At 34.6% G+C, this 16,727-nt stretch carries 20 protein-coding genes; all 20 read right to left on the reverse strand.

Translation table 11 applies throughout. The features are described from left to right. Nucleotide 1: 1 nt before the first annotated feature. The gene (locus tag AACH31_RS09855; protein WP_161832431.1) at nucleotides 2–1,270 is read right to left on the reverse strand and encodes a replication-associated recombination protein A; all 1,269 of its coding nucleotides are present in this window, start codon (nucleotides 1,268–1,270) and stop codon (nucleotides 2–4) included. Nucleotides 1,271–1,360: 90 nt separating this feature from the next. Continuing rightward, nucleotides 1,361–2,356: a rod shape-determining protein MreB gene (gene mreB / locus AACH31_RS09860; RefSeq protein ID WP_161832432.1), complete on the reverse strand. Its 996-nt coding sequence runs from the start codon at nucleotides 2,354–2,356 to the stop codon at nucleotides 1,361–1,363. A 246-nt stretch (nucleotides 2,357–2,602) separates the two neighbouring features. Further along, on the reverse strand, nucleotides 2,603–3,325 hold the full coding sequence (locus tag AACH31_RS09865) for a M23 family metallopeptidase (protein WP_338617564.1): 723 nt from the start codon (nucleotides 3,323–3,325) through the stop codon (nucleotides 2,603–2,605). Nucleotides 3,326–3,378: 53 nt separating this feature from the next. After that, nucleotides 3,379–4,377: a stage II sporulation protein D gene (gene spoIID / locus AACH31_RS09870; RefSeq protein WP_161832434.1), complete on the reverse strand. Its 999-nt coding sequence runs from the start codon at nucleotides 4,375–4,377 to the stop codon at nucleotides 3,379–3,381. A gap of 581 nt (nucleotides 4,378–4,958) precedes the next feature. Continuing rightward, a complete protein-coding gene (gene atpC / locus AACH31_RS09875; protein ID WP_161832435.1) occupies nucleotides 4,959–5,360 on the reverse strand; it encodes an ATP synthase F1 subunit epsilon in 402 nt (133 codons plus the stop codon). Nucleotides 5,361–5,374: 14 nt separating this feature from the next. Further along, entirely contained in the window at nucleotides 5,375–6,778 is a 1,404-nt protein-coding gene (atpD, locus tag AACH31_RS09880; RefSeq protein WP_161832436.1) for a F0F1 ATP synthase subunit beta, read from the reverse strand. Between the two features lie 16 nt (nucleotides 6,779–6,794). Beyond that, complete coding sequence (atpG, locus tag AACH31_RS09885; RefSeq protein ID WP_161832437.1) at nucleotides 6,795–7,652, reverse strand: ATP synthase F1 subunit gamma; 858 nt, start codon at nucleotides 7,650–7,652, stop codon at nucleotides 6,795–6,797. A gap of 20 nt (nucleotides 7,653–7,672) precedes the next feature. Further along, on the reverse strand, nucleotides 7,673–9,172 hold the full coding sequence (gene atpA, locus AACH31_RS09890; RefSeq protein WP_161832438.1) for a F0F1 ATP synthase subunit alpha: 1,500 nt from the start codon (nucleotides 9,170–9,172) through the stop codon (nucleotides 7,673–7,675). A gap of 17 nt (nucleotides 9,173–9,189) precedes the next feature. Further along, nucleotides 9,190–9,732 (reverse strand): F0F1 ATP synthase subunit delta, encoded by a 543-nt coding sequence (locus AACH31_RS09895; protein ID WP_161832439.1) that lies wholly within the window; start codon nucleotides 9,730–9,732, stop codon nucleotides 9,190–9,192. Then, the gene (gene atpF / locus AACH31_RS09900; protein ID WP_161832440.1) at nucleotides 9,725–10,225 is read right to left on the reverse strand and encodes a F0F1 ATP synthase subunit B; all 501 of its coding nucleotides are present in this window, start codon (nucleotides 10,223–10,225) and stop codon (nucleotides 9,725–9,727) included. The genes AACH31_RS09895 and atpF overlap by 8 nt, the downstream gene beginning before the upstream one ends. 63 nt (nucleotides 10,226–10,288) lie before the next feature. Next, the gene (gene atpE, locus AACH31_RS09905; protein WP_161832441.1) at nucleotides 10,289–10,573 is read right to left on the reverse strand and encodes an ATP synthase F0 subunit C; all 285 of its coding nucleotides are present in this window, start codon (nucleotides 10,571–10,573) and stop codon (nucleotides 10,289–10,291) included. Nucleotides 10,574–10,618: 45 nt separating this feature from the next. Next, nucleotides 10,619–11,341, reverse strand: coding sequence for a F0F1 ATP synthase subunit A (gene atpB, locus AACH31_RS09910; protein WP_161832442.1), 723 nt, complete (start codon nucleotides 11,339–11,341; stop codon nucleotides 10,619–10,621). Nucleotides 11,342–11,470: 129 nt separating this feature from the next. Further along, nucleotides 11,471–11,875 (reverse strand): hypothetical protein, encoded by a 405-nt coding sequence (locus AACH31_RS09915; RefSeq protein ID WP_161832443.1) that lies wholly within the window; start codon nucleotides 11,873–11,875, stop codon nucleotides 11,471–11,473. Then, entirely contained in the window at nucleotides 11,872–12,075 is a 204-nt protein-coding gene (locus AACH31_RS09920; protein WP_237658963.1) for an AtpZ/AtpI family protein, read from the reverse strand. Before AACH31_RS09920 ends, AACH31_RS09915 begins: the two co-directional genes overlap by 4 nt. Before the next feature lie 29 nt (nucleotides 12,076–12,104). Next, the gene (gene upp, locus AACH31_RS09925) at nucleotides 12,105–12,734 is read right to left on the reverse strand and encodes a uracil phosphoribosyltransferase (protein WP_161832445.1); all 630 of its coding nucleotides are present in this window, start codon (nucleotides 12,732–12,734) and stop codon (nucleotides 12,105–12,107) included. A gap of 203 nt (nucleotides 12,735–12,937) precedes the next feature. Beyond that, nucleotides 12,938–13,378 carry a ribose 5-phosphate isomerase B gene (gene rpiB, locus AACH31_RS09930; RefSeq protein ID WP_161832446.1) on the reverse strand — a complete coding sequence of 147 codons (441 nt, stop codon included), beginning with the start codon at nucleotides 13,376–13,378 and terminating at the stop codon, nucleotides 12,938–12,940. A 162-nt stretch (nucleotides 13,379–13,540) separates the two neighbouring features. Beyond that, the gene (locus tag AACH31_RS09935) at nucleotides 13,541–13,969 is read right to left on the reverse strand and encodes a hypothetical protein (protein ID WP_161832447.1); all 429 of its coding nucleotides are present in this window, start codon (nucleotides 13,967–13,969) and stop codon (nucleotides 13,541–13,543) included. A 113-nt stretch (nucleotides 13,970–14,082) separates the two neighbouring features. Next, complete coding sequence (locus AACH31_RS09940; protein ID WP_161832448.1) at nucleotides 14,083–14,778, reverse strand: stage II sporulation protein R; 696 nt, start codon at nucleotides 14,776–14,778, stop codon at nucleotides 14,083–14,085. 76 nt (nucleotides 14,779–14,854) lie between these two features. Then, complete coding sequence (locus AACH31_RS09945) at nucleotides 14,855–15,460, reverse strand: L-threonylcarbamoyladenylate synthase (RefSeq protein ID WP_262950852.1); 606 nt, start codon at nucleotides 15,458–15,460, stop codon at nucleotides 14,855–14,857. A gap of 97 nt (nucleotides 15,461–15,557) precedes the next feature. Continuing rightward, entirely contained in the window at nucleotides 15,558–16,409 is an 852-nt protein-coding gene (gene prmC / locus AACH31_RS09950) for a peptide chain release factor N(5)-glutamine methyltransferase (protein ID WP_262950854.1), read from the reverse strand. Nucleotides 16,410–16,727 lie beyond the last annotated feature (318 nt).

A 16,727-nucleotide genomic window follows, 5' to 3' on the forward strand; every position in this document is an offset into this window, starting at 1 on the left:
ATTAATTTTTTTTACCTTGAACATAGTTTTGATATGCCATAAATCCTTGTTCAACTTTATTGACTGCCGGGTGATAATATTTAACATGTTTGATAGATGTAGGTAGGTACTGTTGTTTCACATAATGATTAGGATAATCGTGAGGATATTTATAGTTTATACCATATCCTAGGTCTTCCGCCCCCGCATAATGACTATCTCTTAAATGATTCGGGATACTGCCTATATTTCCCCTTTTTAAGTCCGATAGGGCCTTATCAATGGCGACAACAGCAGAATTTGATTTAGGGCTATTTGAAAGTAAAATAACTGCCTGCGCTAATGGAATACGGGCTTCGGGAAACCCCAATTGTAATGCTGCATCTGTACAACTTTTTACTATACTTATCGCCTGTGGATAAGCCAAACCAATATCCTCAGCTGCAATAACTAAAAGACGGCGACAGATAGACAGTAAATCTCCTACCTGAATAAGACGCGCTAGATAGTGGATAGCTGCATCAGCATCACTCCCACGAATTGATTTTTGAAAAGCGCTAAGTGTATCGTAATGTTGATCACCAAACCGATCATAGGAAAATCCTGCTGTAACAGTACTTTTCTTAACTAAATCTAAATTCAATATGAATCCCTCAGTTTTACAATTAGGGTACAATGCAATCTCTAATGCATTTAACCCCTTTCTGAGATCTCCATTACAGAGGTTTGCAATATATTTAATGGCCTCATCATCACACTCAAAAGGATAAATAAAAAATTCATCCTCTACTAATTGAATCGCACGTTTTAATCCCTCTTCAATTTCTTGAGGGGTTAATGGTTTAAATTCCAAAATAGTCGATCGACTTAGAATGGCGCTAAAAATAGTAAAATAAGGATTTTCGGTTGTACTAGCAATTAAAGTAATTTGCCCATTTTCAATATATTTTAATAACGTTTGCTGTTGTTTCTTATTAAAATTCTGAATTTCATCTAGATATAAAAGAATCCCATTCATTCCATCTAATGTATCTAAATCTTTAATAATATTTCTAATATCCTCTGTTTTAGCATCCGTTGCATTTAACTTATAAATCTTCTTTTTAGATATCTTCGCAATTATATTAGCAACAGTCGTTTTTCCCGTTCCACTAGGTCCATAAAATATTAGATTAGGAATATGATTAACCTCAATCAGTTTTCTTAGTATTTGATTTTCCCCAATTAAATGTTGTTGTCCTACTACCTCATCTAATGTTTGGGGTCGAATTAAATCTGCCAATGGTTTCATTACTTCACCTACCCGTATCAACTAGTATAATTAACATAGCTATTCCCCTTTGAAAAAAAGCCTCAGACAAAGGTCTGAAGCTTTTTTCATTTAACGACGACGAATTTTATCAATATGATCAAGCATAATTCCGGTTCCCACAACAACACAATGTAAAGGATTATCAGCTACAAAGACCGGTACATGTAATTCATCTGCTAATAGACGATCTAATCCATGTAACAATGCTCCACCACCGGTTAATACAATCCCTTTATTCATAATATCCGCTGATAGTTCAGGAGGTGTTTGTTCAAGTACGTTTTTAGCAGCATGTACGATAATGCGAACCGATTCACGTAATGATTCTTCAACTTCCGTTGATGAAATTGTTATTGTACGTGGTAACCCTGATACTAAATCACGTCCACGAACTTCTAACTCTTCTTCACGTCCCTCTGGATAAACTGTCGCTACACTTATCTTAATCTCTTCAGCCGTTCGATCCCCAATTAATAGCTTATAATTTGTTTTAATATAATCCACAATGTCTTGATCAAATCGGTTACCTGCAATTTTAATAGATGCAGACGTAACAATATCCCCTAATGATAATACGGCGATATCCGCTGTTCCACCACCAACGTCAATAACCATGTTTCCTGATGGTTTTGAGATATCCATTCCAGCACCTAAAGCTGCAATCTTAGGTTCTTCCTCAATGAAAACCTCACGCGCCCCACATTTTTCTGCGGCTTCTCTAATGGCGTTTTTTTCCACTAATGTAATATTAGTTGGACAACAAATCATAATTCGCGGCTGTGAAAGCACTCCTTTAATATTCAATGAATTGATAAAATGTTTTAACATCATCTCTGTTGCTGCAATGTCTGCAATAACTCCGTCTTTCATTGGTCGGACAACCTCAATTTTTCCAGGTGTACGCCCAAGCATTTGACGTGCCTCTTCACCGGCCGCAATCATACGTCCCGTTTGTGCATCCATTGAAACAACTGATGGTTCCTCTAAAACAATTCCTTTACCTTTTTCATATATTAATACGTTAGCAGTACCCAAGTCAATTCCAATATCTTTTGAAAATAGCATACTTTCCTTCCTCCAAACTAATTTTTCAGTATTAGTATGTCTAAATAATTCATCACTATTTTATATTTTATCACAATTATATAGGTACGACCATATCTTTTCCAGTTGAAAAAAATATTTTTCAACAAAAAAATACACTAAATTACATTAGTGTATTTTTTATTATGGTTAATCCATAAAAATCTATACTACTATTCTTATGAATTAAATTTTATTATTTAATAACTCCAGCTATTAAAGAGAGTTTTATAAATCACCTAATTTAGTATTAATCACATCTTCAGGATTAAGTTTATTATTATCTTTCATCACTTCAAAGTGAACAACATTTCCTGAATCTGGCTCTAATTGTGATGTACCTGTCTTACCAATTACATCACCTTGTTCAATATCATCACCAGCTTTTACAGTTACATCGTAAACGCCAGTGTAGATAGTTTTAACTCCGTTTTCATGTTCAACTGTTACTACTGTTCCTTTTAATACCTCATCTTTTACAGTTAAAACTTTCCCAGATAAAGCTGATAAAATGTCCACTTCTTTATTATTAGAATTTTTTAAACTTACACCTTTAGACTCATGAGTATATTTAGTTTCACCTACTGTATAACTAAATAAACTTTTCATTTGCTCTTTTGTATCAGCTTCCTGATCGTAATACGATTTTGCTACTTCTACATTTTTTCCCTCTAAAGGAGATTTAACTGTTTCCTGTAATAACGCAACTGTTTTAGCATCAGTTGTTTTATTTACTGCAGTTGTTTCATCACCTTTTGTACCTACTGTTTCTTGATTCCCATTAGCAGGATTAGAGACTGTTTGATCCCCATTAATTCCTGTTAACCATAATTGCACGCCTGCAAATGTAGCAGATGCTCCTAGTAATACTACAAGTGCGAAGCTAATTGGATCAATCTTCTTAAATAATTTTTTGTTTTTTAACTTTGTCATTCTTTCTTTTGTTTTCATATGATCATCACCTCACCGTTATGATGATCACTTTTGGTAAATCTTATTCAATTCTAGTTAAAATTTTCCGTTATTTTAACATTTTGGTAATAATATTTTAGGATATCATCGTACTTTTTCCCCTGCTTTGCTAATTCATTTGCGCCATATTGACTCATTCCGACACCATGTCCATACCCAAATGTCGTAATAATGACTTTATTATTACTAAATTTAATTTTAAAATCTGCAGAACGTAATCCTAGAATTTCTCGAAACTCTCGACCAGAATACACCTTATCGCCTACTAAAATCTCGTTAATATTTTGTCCGGCCGTTTTATTAAGAATAACAAAACTATCTTGCTTTAAGTTATTATTATTAAATTTATTTCTAAGTTCCTGAATTGTAAATTCGGTTTCTACCTCATAATTAGGTGCGGTCTTATCCCATTCACTGTTAACACTTTTTAAATAAGGATAGGCCGTAGACCAATAATCTTCCGCATTTTCAGTAAAACCATTACTGATAGAAAAATAAAATGGTTTGATTAACTGATCCTCATAAGTAATTACCTGTCCGGCAGTTTCTGATACGGCTTGCGATACCTTATTATAATACTCATCAAATTTATCCTGCCATTTTTCCTTAAGTTGTTCCGTATCTAAATATACTTGGTGTTTCACTGTATCATGTATACGATCCTGTGATTCTAATAACTGAATTGTATAAGTTCTAGCGGCAACAGCCTGGGCTTTAAGGGCCTCAATATTGTATAAAGCTGGCATCTCCCCCGAAACAACACCTATTAGATAGGTTTCTAAGGGAATATCTATTTCCTCATTTTTAGATTCTCTAAAAACCGTTACCACTTGCTCGCCCTTATTCTCCTCTTTATTAGTGGCAATCATATTTTCCTTAACCCCTTCATTATTATCCTTCGATGAGGAGTCCATGGCCTCAGTAACTTTCCCGCCACCATCGTTATTTAATTGGTGAATCATTTGAAATGAAAATGGAATACAAATTAATGTTAAAATAAAGGCCACGAATCCTATAATAATTTTTTTCATAATATCACCTATCTTTTATAAAATACACCCTTTTCAAATGTATGCATAAGATAGAATAATATACCATTAATTAAAATATTTGTTTCAATAGATAAAATATATCTGTAAAATAGTCTAAAAAAAGCTTACTAAGACTAACTGTTATAATTAAATATAAAAGGACAATTGTGTATCTATCACTCCCTCTTTTAAATAAAGACTCTAAACGTAATGACAATATTAATTTAAATACGATGGGTAGCATTAAAATATACCAAATAATCATAAAGTATGCTTGAAAATTCATTATACTCCTCCCTCATAGTCTGATTATTATATTCGGTTCATCAATCATTTTATTAACGGAATTAAACTTATATATTATTTTTTCAATTTCTTATTTACTTGATAAGATAAATCTTTGGAGCGTAGATTACTCCTTATACAAGAATGAATACCTTGGATTATCTTCGAATTGTGGATATTTGAATTCCATAGGTAGTAATTTAAATTATCCTATAACTGTAACTATTTTCTTTAGTTAAACAAAATAAAAAATCGAAATTGAGTTAAAAGGGAGGCCTAAGGCCTCCCTTTTAAGATTATTTTTTTTCACCAACTCGTATTTGGTTGAGAAGTTTCACGATTTCCATTTCAGATTTAATTAAATCTTCACGGCTCTTTGCATTTTGTTTTTGACGTTCCTTACGCTCTAATTCCATCTTAGCACGTGCAACGTCAATATCTTCTGCCATCATTGCATCATTTGATAATACATTAATATGGTTATTTGAAATTTCAAAAATACCACTATCAATGGCAACATATGAAGACTCACCGTTCATCTCGATGCGTAATTCACCGACTCCTAGCGGTGTCATCATCGGAATATGGTTATATAAAACAGCAAAGTCACCATCAATTCCTCGGGCAAAAACGCGCTCCGCTTCTCCATCGAATACAAGCTTATCTGGTGTTACCACGCGAATAGTCATCACTGACATAGTACCACCTCACACTATTTCATCTTATTAGCTTTTTCGATAGCTTGCTCGATTGTACCAACTAAACGGAATGCTTCCTCTGGTAAATCATCGTGTTTTCCATCAAGAATTTCTTTAAATGCACGAACCGTCTCAGCAACAGGAACATAAGATCCTTTAAGTCCTGTAAATTGTTCCGCAACATGGAAACTTTGCGATAAGAATAATTGTACACGGCGTGCGCGGTGCACGATTTTTTTATCCTCGTCGCTTAATTCATCCATACCTAAGATGGCAATGATATCTTGTAATTCACGATATCGTTGTAACATCATCTGAACACGACGTGCAACATCATAATGTTCTTGACCTACAATATCTGGTGATAATGCACGCGATGATGATGCTAACGGGTCCACGGCAGGGTAAATCCCCATTGCAGCAATACGACGCTCAAGGTTAGTTGTTGCATCTAAGTGAGCAAAGGTTGTCGCTGGTGCTGGATCGGTATAGTCATCCGCTGGTACATATACCGCTTGAATTGAAGTAATCGATCCTTGTTTTGTAGAGGTAATACGTTCCTGAAGTTGCCCCATTTCAGTTGCCAATGTTGGTTGATAACCTACGGCTGAAGGCATACGTCCAAGTAACGCCGAAACCTCAGAACCAGCTTGAGTAAAACGGAAAATATTATCAATAAATAATAATACGTCTTGTTTCATTTCATCACGGAAATACTCAGCCATTGTTAATCCTGTTAATGCTACACGTAAACGTGCACCAGGTGGTTCATTCATCTGTCCAAAAACCATGGCCGTTTTATTAATTACTCCAGATTCCGTCATTTCATGGTATAGGTCATTCCCCTCACGAGTACGTTCTCCTACTCCAGCAAATACTGAAATCCCACCATGTTCTTGGGCTACGTTATTGATTAATTCTTGGATTAATACCGTTTTTCCTACTCCGGCTCCTCCGAATAAACCAATTTTTCCACCTTTAATATATGGTGCTAATAAGTCTACTACCTTAATACCAGTTTCAAGAATTTCAACTGTTGTTGATAACTCGTCAAATTTAGGAGCTTCTTTATGAATTCCCTCATGTGGTGTACCTGCTGGCACTTCTCCCTTATTATCTACTGGTTGTCCTAATACGTTAAAAATACGTCCCAATGTGGCCTCTCCAACTGGAACACTGATTGCATTTCCTGTATCAACAACTTCTAATCCACGAACTAACCCATCTGTTGCGTCCATTGCGACGGTACGTACAACCCCATCACCAAGCTGCACTGCAACTTCAAGTGTTAATGATTTACGTTCCCCACCAACTTCATAATCAACAGTTAAGGCATTGTAAATAGCAGGAAGATGTTCTAAATCAAACTTTACATCTACTACCGGTCCGATGACGGCTACAATATGACCTGTTGCCATTTATGATGACCTCCTTTTATTCTAAGGCTGAAGCTCCACCAACAATTTCAGTAATCTCTTGCGTAATTGCTGCTTGCCTTGCTCTATTATAAACTAACTGTAAATCCGTAATAATTTCTAATGCATTATCGGTTGCATTTTGCATTGCATTCATTCGAGATGCATGCTCCGAAAGCTTAGCTGTAATCGCTATTCCATAAATTGTTCCCTCGAGATATTTTGGTAAAATAGCGTTGATAACTTCCTCTTCATTTGGTTCAAATGAGTATTGAGCTCTTGTCTTTTCAGTGTCTTTTGGAGCCAATGGAAGTATTTGTTTTTTGGCAGGTTCCTGTGAGATTTTCGATAAATAGTTATTATAAATAATAACAACCTCGCTAAGAACACCGTCCATATAATCACCAATCACTTTATCCACAACTGGTTTTATATCTTGATATACGATATCATCTGGTACAAATACAAATTGATTTTCAATCTTTAGATCAGAGCGTTTTGCATAATCGAATCCCTTGCTCCCAATCATATAAAGTTTATATTCATTGTTCGCATGAGAGTTAATTTCTTGCTGCATAAGCTTAAGAACATTCCCATTATATCCCCCGGCTAATCCACGGTCAGAGGTAATAATCAGGTAGCCGGTACATTTTTTTTCACACTTTGGTTTAAAAAAGGGATGATGACTCATTGTTGACGTACTAGAAATATTTCTAACAATGTCCTCAAGTGTCTCCATATAATGATGATAATTTTTTGTTTTTGCTTCGGATTTTGTTAACTTTGCAGCTGATACCATTTGCATGGCTTTAGTAATTTGACTCGTACTTTGAGTCGAAGTAATCTTATCTTTTATATCACGCATTGATTGAGCCATACTTATCCACCGCCCTTCTATTAATTAAAAACGGCTTTAAAGCTCTCAAGTGCTTCGTTTAATAAATCAGTGTCAGGTAAATCCTTTGTATCTCTAATATGTGATAAAATTTGTGGACGTTCATTGTCTAAGAATGTATAGAATTCTTTCTCGAAACGACCAATATCAGAAACTTCGATACTATCTAAGAATCCGTTAACCAACGCATAAATAATGCATACTTGTTTTTCCACAGGGATTGGTTGATGCACCCCCTGTTTTAAAACTTCAACAGTTCTTTCACCACGAGCTAATCTAGCACGAGTTGCATCATCTAAGTCTGATCCAAACTGAGCAAATGACTCTAATTCACGATAAGACGCTAAATCAAGACGTAACGTTCCGGCAACTTTTTTCATCGCTTTAATTTGGGCTGATCCCCCTACACGCGAAACTGATAACCCTGCATCAATAGCCGGACGAATTCCAGAATGGAAATAATCTGATTTTAAGAAAATTTGCCCATCTGTAATTGAAATTACATTGGTTGCAACATATGCCGATAAATCTCCAGCCTTAGTTTCAATAAATGGTAAGGCTGTAATCGAACCTGCACCAAGCTCATCATTTAACTTCGCTGCACGCTCTAATAAACGTGAATGTAAGTAGAATACATCCCCTGGATATGCCTCACGACCTGGTGGACGACGTAATAATAATGATAATTCACGATAAGCAGCTGCTTGTTTTGATAAATCATCATAAATAATTAAAACGTGTTTTCCTTGATACATAAATTCTTCTGCCATTGTTACACCTGAATATGGTGCAATGTATAGCATTGGAGATGGTGAAGATGCAGCTGCAGAAACAACAATTGTATAATTCATAGCATCATGTTTTTTTAATGTCTCTACAACAGAGTTAACAGTAGATTCCTTTTGACCAATTGCTACATAAATACAAATAACATCTTGTCCCTTTTGATTTAAAATCGTATCAACCGCAATTGCCGTTTTCCCTGTCTGACGGTCACCGATAATTAACTCACGTTGTCCACGACCGATAGGAACAAGGGCATCAATTGCCTTAATCCCTGTTTGGAGTGGTTCGTGAACCGATTTACGCGCCATTACCCCTGTAGCCTTAACTTCAGTTGGACGGAATTTAGTTGTTTCGATTGGTCCAAGACCATCGATTGGATTTCCTAAAGCGTCAACAACACGACCAATTAAGGCATCCCCTACAGGAACTGACATGATACGTCCAGTACGTTTAACTTCGTCACCTTCGCTAATTGAACGATATTCTCCTAAAATGATAACCCCTACGTTATCCTCTTCAAGGTTTTGCGCCATTCCAACGGCACCTGAGGCAAATTCAATAATTTCACCAGACATAACATTTTGTAGGCCATGAACACGAGCGATTCCGTCCCCTACCGTTAAAACTGTACCAGTTTCAGTTATATCTAATACTTGCTCATAATTTTTAATTTGATCGCGCAAAATTGCACTAATTTCTTCTGGTCTGATGGCCACCAATGCTCACCTCTATTCTATTTTAACTCAACATTTAATAAGTTATTTTTTAAGTTTTTCAATTGTAATTTAATTGAGTTATCGTATACAACGTCACCTAAACTAACTTTATATCCCCCAAGCAAAGTTGGGTCGATTACAACATTAAGTTTAATTTTTTTATTTAATTTTTTTGTAAAGGTATAGGTAAGGCGCGTCAGTTGCTCCTTACTTAAATCAACTGCACTATAGACAGTTCCTTCCAAAATTCCTAGGTGTTGATTTACTAATTGATTATAAGCAACCATTATTTCATTTAATAAACTAATACGGTCCTTATCAATTAAAACCATTAAAAAATTAACTAAAATTTGTGATGCATCTTTTGAAAAAACATTTTTTATCAAGTTCTTTTTATCATCCTTTGATAATTTAGGAAGTGTTAAAATTTCCATAAATTGTGGTTGTTCTTTCATAAGTGAACAAATGACACCAAAATCTTGTTTAATATCTTCTAATACTTTATCATCACCCGCAGCATCAAATAATGCATGTGCATAAGTGGAAGCGATTTTACTCATGACTTCCACCCACTTTAGCAACGAACTGATCAAATAATTCATTATGAACATCTGCATCAATTTCTTTTTCAATCATTTTTTCAGCTGAAGATACCGCTAATTCAACGATATCTGAACGAATTTTCGAATATACTGCTTTACGTTCCTGTTCAATATCAGCAGCTGCCTTAGATAATTTTTGTTGAGCTTCTTTACGAGCATTTGACACAATTTCATCATGCATGTGTTGTGCCTGTTTTTTAGAGTTTTCAACAATTTCACGCGCTTCTTCACGTGCAACTTGCACCTGAGCCTCAGCTGATTTCTTTAAGGCAATCGCATCTGATTTTAGCATTTCTGCACGGTTGATCTCTTGAGAAACTAATTCTTGACGTTTACGTAAGAATTCCTTCATAGGAGCCCATGCAAAATATTTAATCACCAGGAATAAAAGTAACGTTGATACTATTTGCAACGTAAAATTGACTAAGTCTGGCATGATATAGATTTGCAAGTCGGTTGCCCCCTTTCTTATCTATGTATAGTATACAATTCTATCAAATAGGTTTTAGGTGAATTATAACATATTAACAAGTGGATTAATGAATAATAAGATGATCGCTACAACGAATCCGTAAATTGCTGATGTTTCGGCAATCGCTTGACCTAAAATCATCATTTGCATTACATCACCTTTAGCTTCTGGTTGACGTCCAACTGCTGCAGCCGCTTGTCCCGCTGCATTACCTTGTCCAATACCTGTCCCGATCCCTGAACATACTGCTAATCCAGCACCTACTGCTGACATACCTAATACAAACGCCTCATTTGAAATTGAAGATGCAACTGTTTCTAAAAACATAATTAAATTCCTCCTAATTTAACTTTTTTGTTTTTTTATTATTAACTATTCCATTGCTCCTTGTGACCAAATCATAGTTAACATGATGAAGATTAATGTTTGAATCACACCCGAGAATACATCAAAGTATCCATGTAACGCAGGTGCAATTAATGGCGAGAACCATCCAAGTGCCTGATAAATAAGCGACATAATGATACCACCACTCAAGATATTTCCGAATAAACGGAATGATAATGAAATTGGTTTTGCGAGCTCACCAGTAATGTTCAAAGGTAATAAAAATGGAAAATCTCCAAGGTATGTATCGTATAGATATCCTCCAATTCCCTTTGCCTTAATTCCTGACCCTATCATAACAACAATCGTGATAACGGCTAACGCCAATGTCACATTGTAATCAGATGTAGGTGCACTAAGCCCCAACAATCCTAATAGGTTGGCACAAACAAGATAGGCTGCCAATGTTCCTATAAATGGAGCAAAATTTAGATGTTTTAACCCCATCGTTTGTTCCACTAGACCCTCAATACCTGTTACTAATAATTCTAGTAACAATACGATACCTTTAGAAGGCTTAGTCGGATCGGCCTTTTTCACTGCATTTCCGCAAATGATAAAGAATACCGATAAAACTAATACTAAAACAACCGAATTGAATACGGTCGGATTTACAATGGACTTCATTTCTGTTCCCGGATTGAATATTTTAAACAACCCCGTCCCATCACTTTCTCCAATTGCAATCTTCATTAGTAGTGGATTCATTCTTACCCTCCTTTCGCGAGAAATATTTTTTAAGAAGGTGATTCCATCTTCTAATCTGGCCGATATGAACTATCGGGGGTTAATATAATCCATAATGTAGGACTACACTAACTATATATTCAACAATGATTACTTTCCGTTTTTTCCATAACCAAACGTAAAGAAACCATCAGTTTGAATCGCAAATCTTACCATAGAAACTCCAATAATTCCTGCAATAAATGCTTCAGTACCTAGTAATAGGACAATACTTACGAGAGTTCCAGCGTAAATAATTAAACGAACTAGCAAGTTCATTTGCATTGTTTTTCTTACACCACTTTCCTGTTGGTCTAAGGCATTTTTAGCGCCAACAACAATTAGTCTAAAATTAATTAAGTTAGCTATTACGCCCACCCAATAACCAATTAATACATTAATCATCGGCATATTGAATATCATTGAAACAACAGCGATTAAAAATGTAAACAAAAATGCTAATTGAATTACGCGTTTAGGTATAACTCGGATTGGATCATTTTGTAACTGACTCAAGTTTTATCCCTCTTATCCATTTTAATTATTAACAAGTAGACACTTTTAATTCCACTAAATACGCCAACAAATACTAATACGAGTAAGAATAATGGAGATGTCCCCAACCATTTATCTAGATATTTTCCAATAAATAGTCCTACAAAAATATTAGCAATCATTGTAATACCTACTTGAGATAGAAGTGACATCCACTTCATAGCTCTAACAACCTTAGATGGCTGACTCATTATTTAGTCCCAAAAATACGGTCGCCAGCATCTCCAAGACCTGGAACAATATATCCCTTATCATTTAGTTTCTCATCTAAAGAAGCCAAATAAATCGTTACATCTGGATGTGCTTCATTTACCGCTTTAACTCCTTCTGGAGCCCCAACTAAACATACTAATTTAATATTTTTAGCCCCTCGTTGCTTAATAGAGTTAATAGCAGCAATTGCTGAACCTCCTGTAGCTAACATTGGGTCGACAATAAAGATATCACGTTGATCTAACTCATCCGGAAACTTAGCAAAATACTCTACCGGTTGCAACGTTTCTTCATCACGAAAAATCCCGATGTGTCCAATACGCGCTGAAGGAATCATTTTTAAAATTCCGTCCACCATTCCTAAACCAGCTCGTAGAATAGGAACAACAACCATTTTCTTACCAGCAATGACATTGGCCTTTGTTGTAGCTACAGGTGTTTCAATTTCAACTTGCTCCAATGGCAAATCACGCGTAATTTCATACACCATTAACCCACCAATCTCGTTAATCATTTGACGAAATTGAGTTGTCGGTGTATCTTTCTGGCGAATTTGAGTTAATTTGTGTTGAATTAATGGGTGATCTAAAATATTAACTTTAATCACACGGTTCACCTCTCATTTTTCATATTTCAATAATAAGTAATTCTACAACTTTTTTAATCCGTTTTCAACAGATTATTCCAAGAGATACCTCAAGCAATTCAAGGAAATAACGTTTATATCTCTTCATCATAAATAAACTAGGATAGTCTACCCTAAAGTATTAAAAAAGAAATATAAAAAAGAAATCCTTAGTACAGGATTTCTTAGACGTTTTCGTAATCAGAGATTTTTTTAAGACGTGCTGTATGATGTGCACCCATAAAATCAGTTGTTAACCAAACCGATACAATCTCTCTCGCTAATCCTGGACCAATCACGCGGCCTCCCATGGCTAGTACATTTGAATCATTGTGTTCTCTTGTCGCCTTAGCCGAAAATAAATCATGGACTAATGCACAACGAATCCCTTTGACCTTATTAGCTGCAATACTAATTCCAATACCGGTCCCACAGATTAAAATTCCGCGATCAAACTGTCCGGCTGCTACGGCTTCCGATACTTTAAAGGCATAATCTGGATAATCCACAGCACATTCATCATAGCAACCAAAATCTTCAAATTCAACATTCATTCCCTTTAATAATTCTAAGATGTCTTGCTTTAAATTAAATCCACCGTGATCACATGCAATAGCTACCTTCATAAGTAATGCTCCTTTTATTCTGTAAAATAATTCTATATTCTCAATTATATCATATTTTTAAAAATAAGGTTAAGTTTTATTAAAAATTTATCCCGCCACCGAATTAACAAAAAAAATAAGAAGGGACTTTTTTTGTTCCTTCTTATACATCTTTTTATCGTATTATTCAAATTTTATAGTCATCAATTTCACATCATCAGACTCCGGAATTCCAGGTATCTTTAAGGGAGCCGTTCTTTTCATCTCACCAAATCCTAACAATGAAAATAATTGAGTAGCGTAAGGATGAGAAGCAATAGCTACCAATTGATTTACATTTTTATCTTTAGCTGAATGATATAATTCAAAAAACATATTAACTAACAGATCTGGAATAACTTGTTGATTATAAATGAAATAGCGAATAATTCCAATGTTGTTAAAATCCTCGAATGAAACCATTCCCCAAACCTTATTATCATCTTTAATTAAAATGGACTGTTCAAGAATATGTGAATTAACCTCTTCTAAATCTGTTACTTCTTTAATAAAATCTATTACTTGATTGTAGTCTGTTTGTTCATAACGTTTTATTATTGTGTTAGTTACCATAAAAAAATCCCCCTTTACTAAACATCCTATGCTTAATAAAGAGGGAATATGCTTATATAGGTGTATTTATATGATTTAAAGGTAGGACGGTTTTAATTATGAATCACTAAAAATTAATACTCGTCCTCGTATAAATACCAATTTTCCTTTTTTGTATCTTCCGCCGAAACATAACTTTCAGTTTCTTTATCACCAAAGAAATTATCAAAAACCTCAGAAATATACGATTTGAATTTTTTTTCTTGGAACGCTTCTTGCGTCGTTTCCATTGCATTATATTGATTATTCCAATTACTTTGATCTTCTGATTCATTCGATACTGCATTTGGACCTAAACATAAATCCGGATTCATAAAGCACCACCAGTTATTACCTCGACCTTCTCCGATAGTAATAACTAAACTTTCATAGTATCCTTGTTCATAAGTTTCACCGTTATATTGCTTTTCAGGAAATAAGTGCGCACCATAACTAACTTCAAACCCATTCTCATAGTTAATCGTATCTAATACATGAGAAACTGTCGCTTCTATTTGTCCAATATTACTTGTAATAAATTCACGTGTTGATTCTACTGTTTCAAATGACGCCTTATTTGATGCTAAATACTCGTCCATTGCATAACGAACCATTTTTTTAGCCTGTTGATCCTCATATCTATTTGAATTAGGAATAATACGGATACGAATAGCTGTATCATTTACGACTACCTGTGCATTATTTCCTTGAGGTTCAGCCTTACCAATCTGATATACTGTTACCATCATAATTAATGTTAATACCACAATAATTGTTGTTTTTTGATTCATATTAAACACCGTCCCTTTCACTGATAACTCATTATGGACGATATTTTAAAAATTATACGTGTAATTTCATATTTTTTTATTTTTTATTTAAAAATTTATAAATATCTTCTGCCGGAATAGCTCCCTCTCTCAATATTTTATATTCGGAGGTGGTGCAATCTAAAATGGTCGAAGGGACCCCCGCCTCTGTCTCACCTATATCAAAAACATAAGGAACCTGATTCATAATAGGATTACTTTTTTCAACTTTTGTAGGACTAGGTTCACCTGATACGTTAGCACTGGTTGTCGCCAAAGGACCTAATTGGTTTAATAACTGTATTGATACCGGATGGTTGGGAATTCTAACGCCTATCGTCTGTTTCCCGCGAGTAATTTCTTTACATAATGACTTACAACAATTTAAAACTAGCGTCAACGCCCCCGGTAAAAACCTATCAACTAATCCTTCAATATCACTTGATAGAGGACCTACAATTTCCTCCAATTGTTTTTTATTCGCGCATAAGACAATTAACGATTTATCCGTTGGACGTTGTTTTATTTCAAAAATTTCTTGAATGGCTTGGGGAGAATAGATACTGGCCCCTATTCCATAGACTGTATCGGTTGGAAAAACAATAATATCTTCTTGCGTCACACGAGCTAACGCATCACTAAGTTCATGATAATGATAAATCATACTAGAAAGGACTCCTTATATTATAATTTGTTCTACCTTAGAATTTTTTAAAAAAGACCCCCTAATAAATAGGAGCCTTTCTTATAATCTTCTTAATTTAGTTATTAATAATAATCGTCATTCGATCTTTCCCATTCAAATCCTTTAAAGTTTCAAATTTAGAATGTGGAAAGTGCTCTTTAATTAATTGAGCCATAGCTTCTTTATGATTATATGCATGTTCAAAAGCAATAATATTTTTCTCATTAACCACCTTATGGGCATCCCTTAAAATTTGACGATAAAACTTTAAACCGTCTTCTCCGCCGAATAATGCTAAATGTGGTTCATTATCTTTTACAAAAGGATCAACCTCTTCAGTTAATGGAATATATGGCGGATTAGAAACCAAAATATCAAATTTTAATCCACGTTCAATCAATGGCTGTAACATATCTCCTTGGTAAAAAGTAACATTCGCCCCTAATTGATTGGCATTTTGTTTAGCAACCTCTAAAGCGGCTTCCGACAACTCAGTCACGGTCACTTCCATATTAGGCTCTTCAACAGCTAGTGTTACCCCAATCGCACCACTTCCTGTTCCTACATCTACCACTTTAACCTTTGATCCATTAAAAACATCATCATACGTAGATAGTACATTTGCAACTAATTCCTCTGTTTCAAAACGTGGAATTAAAACGTCGTCATTTACAATAAATTTATGACCAAAGAAAGTCTCATATCCCATAATATGTTGAACTGGGATATTATCCTCTACATATAGATGCACATCATGTTCAAATTTTTCAACTTGTTCCTGTGGAACAACCATATTCATATCTGCTAAAATTTCATAACTTTCCTTTTGCGTAGCATCCATTAATAGCAATTTAACTGCTGAGTCTTCTTTTCCATTTTCAAGGGCGAATTTTTCTCCCCAGTTTAAAAGTTCACGCATTGTTTTCATATTATCACCGTCTTCTTAAAATCAACCTCATTTTACTCTAAAATAATATAACATGCAAATAAAAATTATCTTTATTACTAAAATTCTCTACCAATCCAGGAATTTTATTATGGTACTAATCTGTTTTAAACTATTAAACTCCTGTCACACCTTATCAATTTCTACATATATTAATGTTAGATGGAGCAAGATAACAAGCTAACTCTTTATATAAAATGATACTAAAATCAAATTTCATATAAATATTTAATTTTTTTTAAAAAAGGTGTTTAAGAATCTCAATAGCTGTTCATAATATTATTGTCCGTAAGACGAGAA

It is taken from the genome of Turicibacter faecis, from assembly GCF_037076425.1.
In the GTDB taxonomy this organism is placed as follows: Bacteria; Bacillota_I; Bacilli_A; order MOL361; family Turicibacteraceae; genus Turicibacter; species Turicibacter faecis.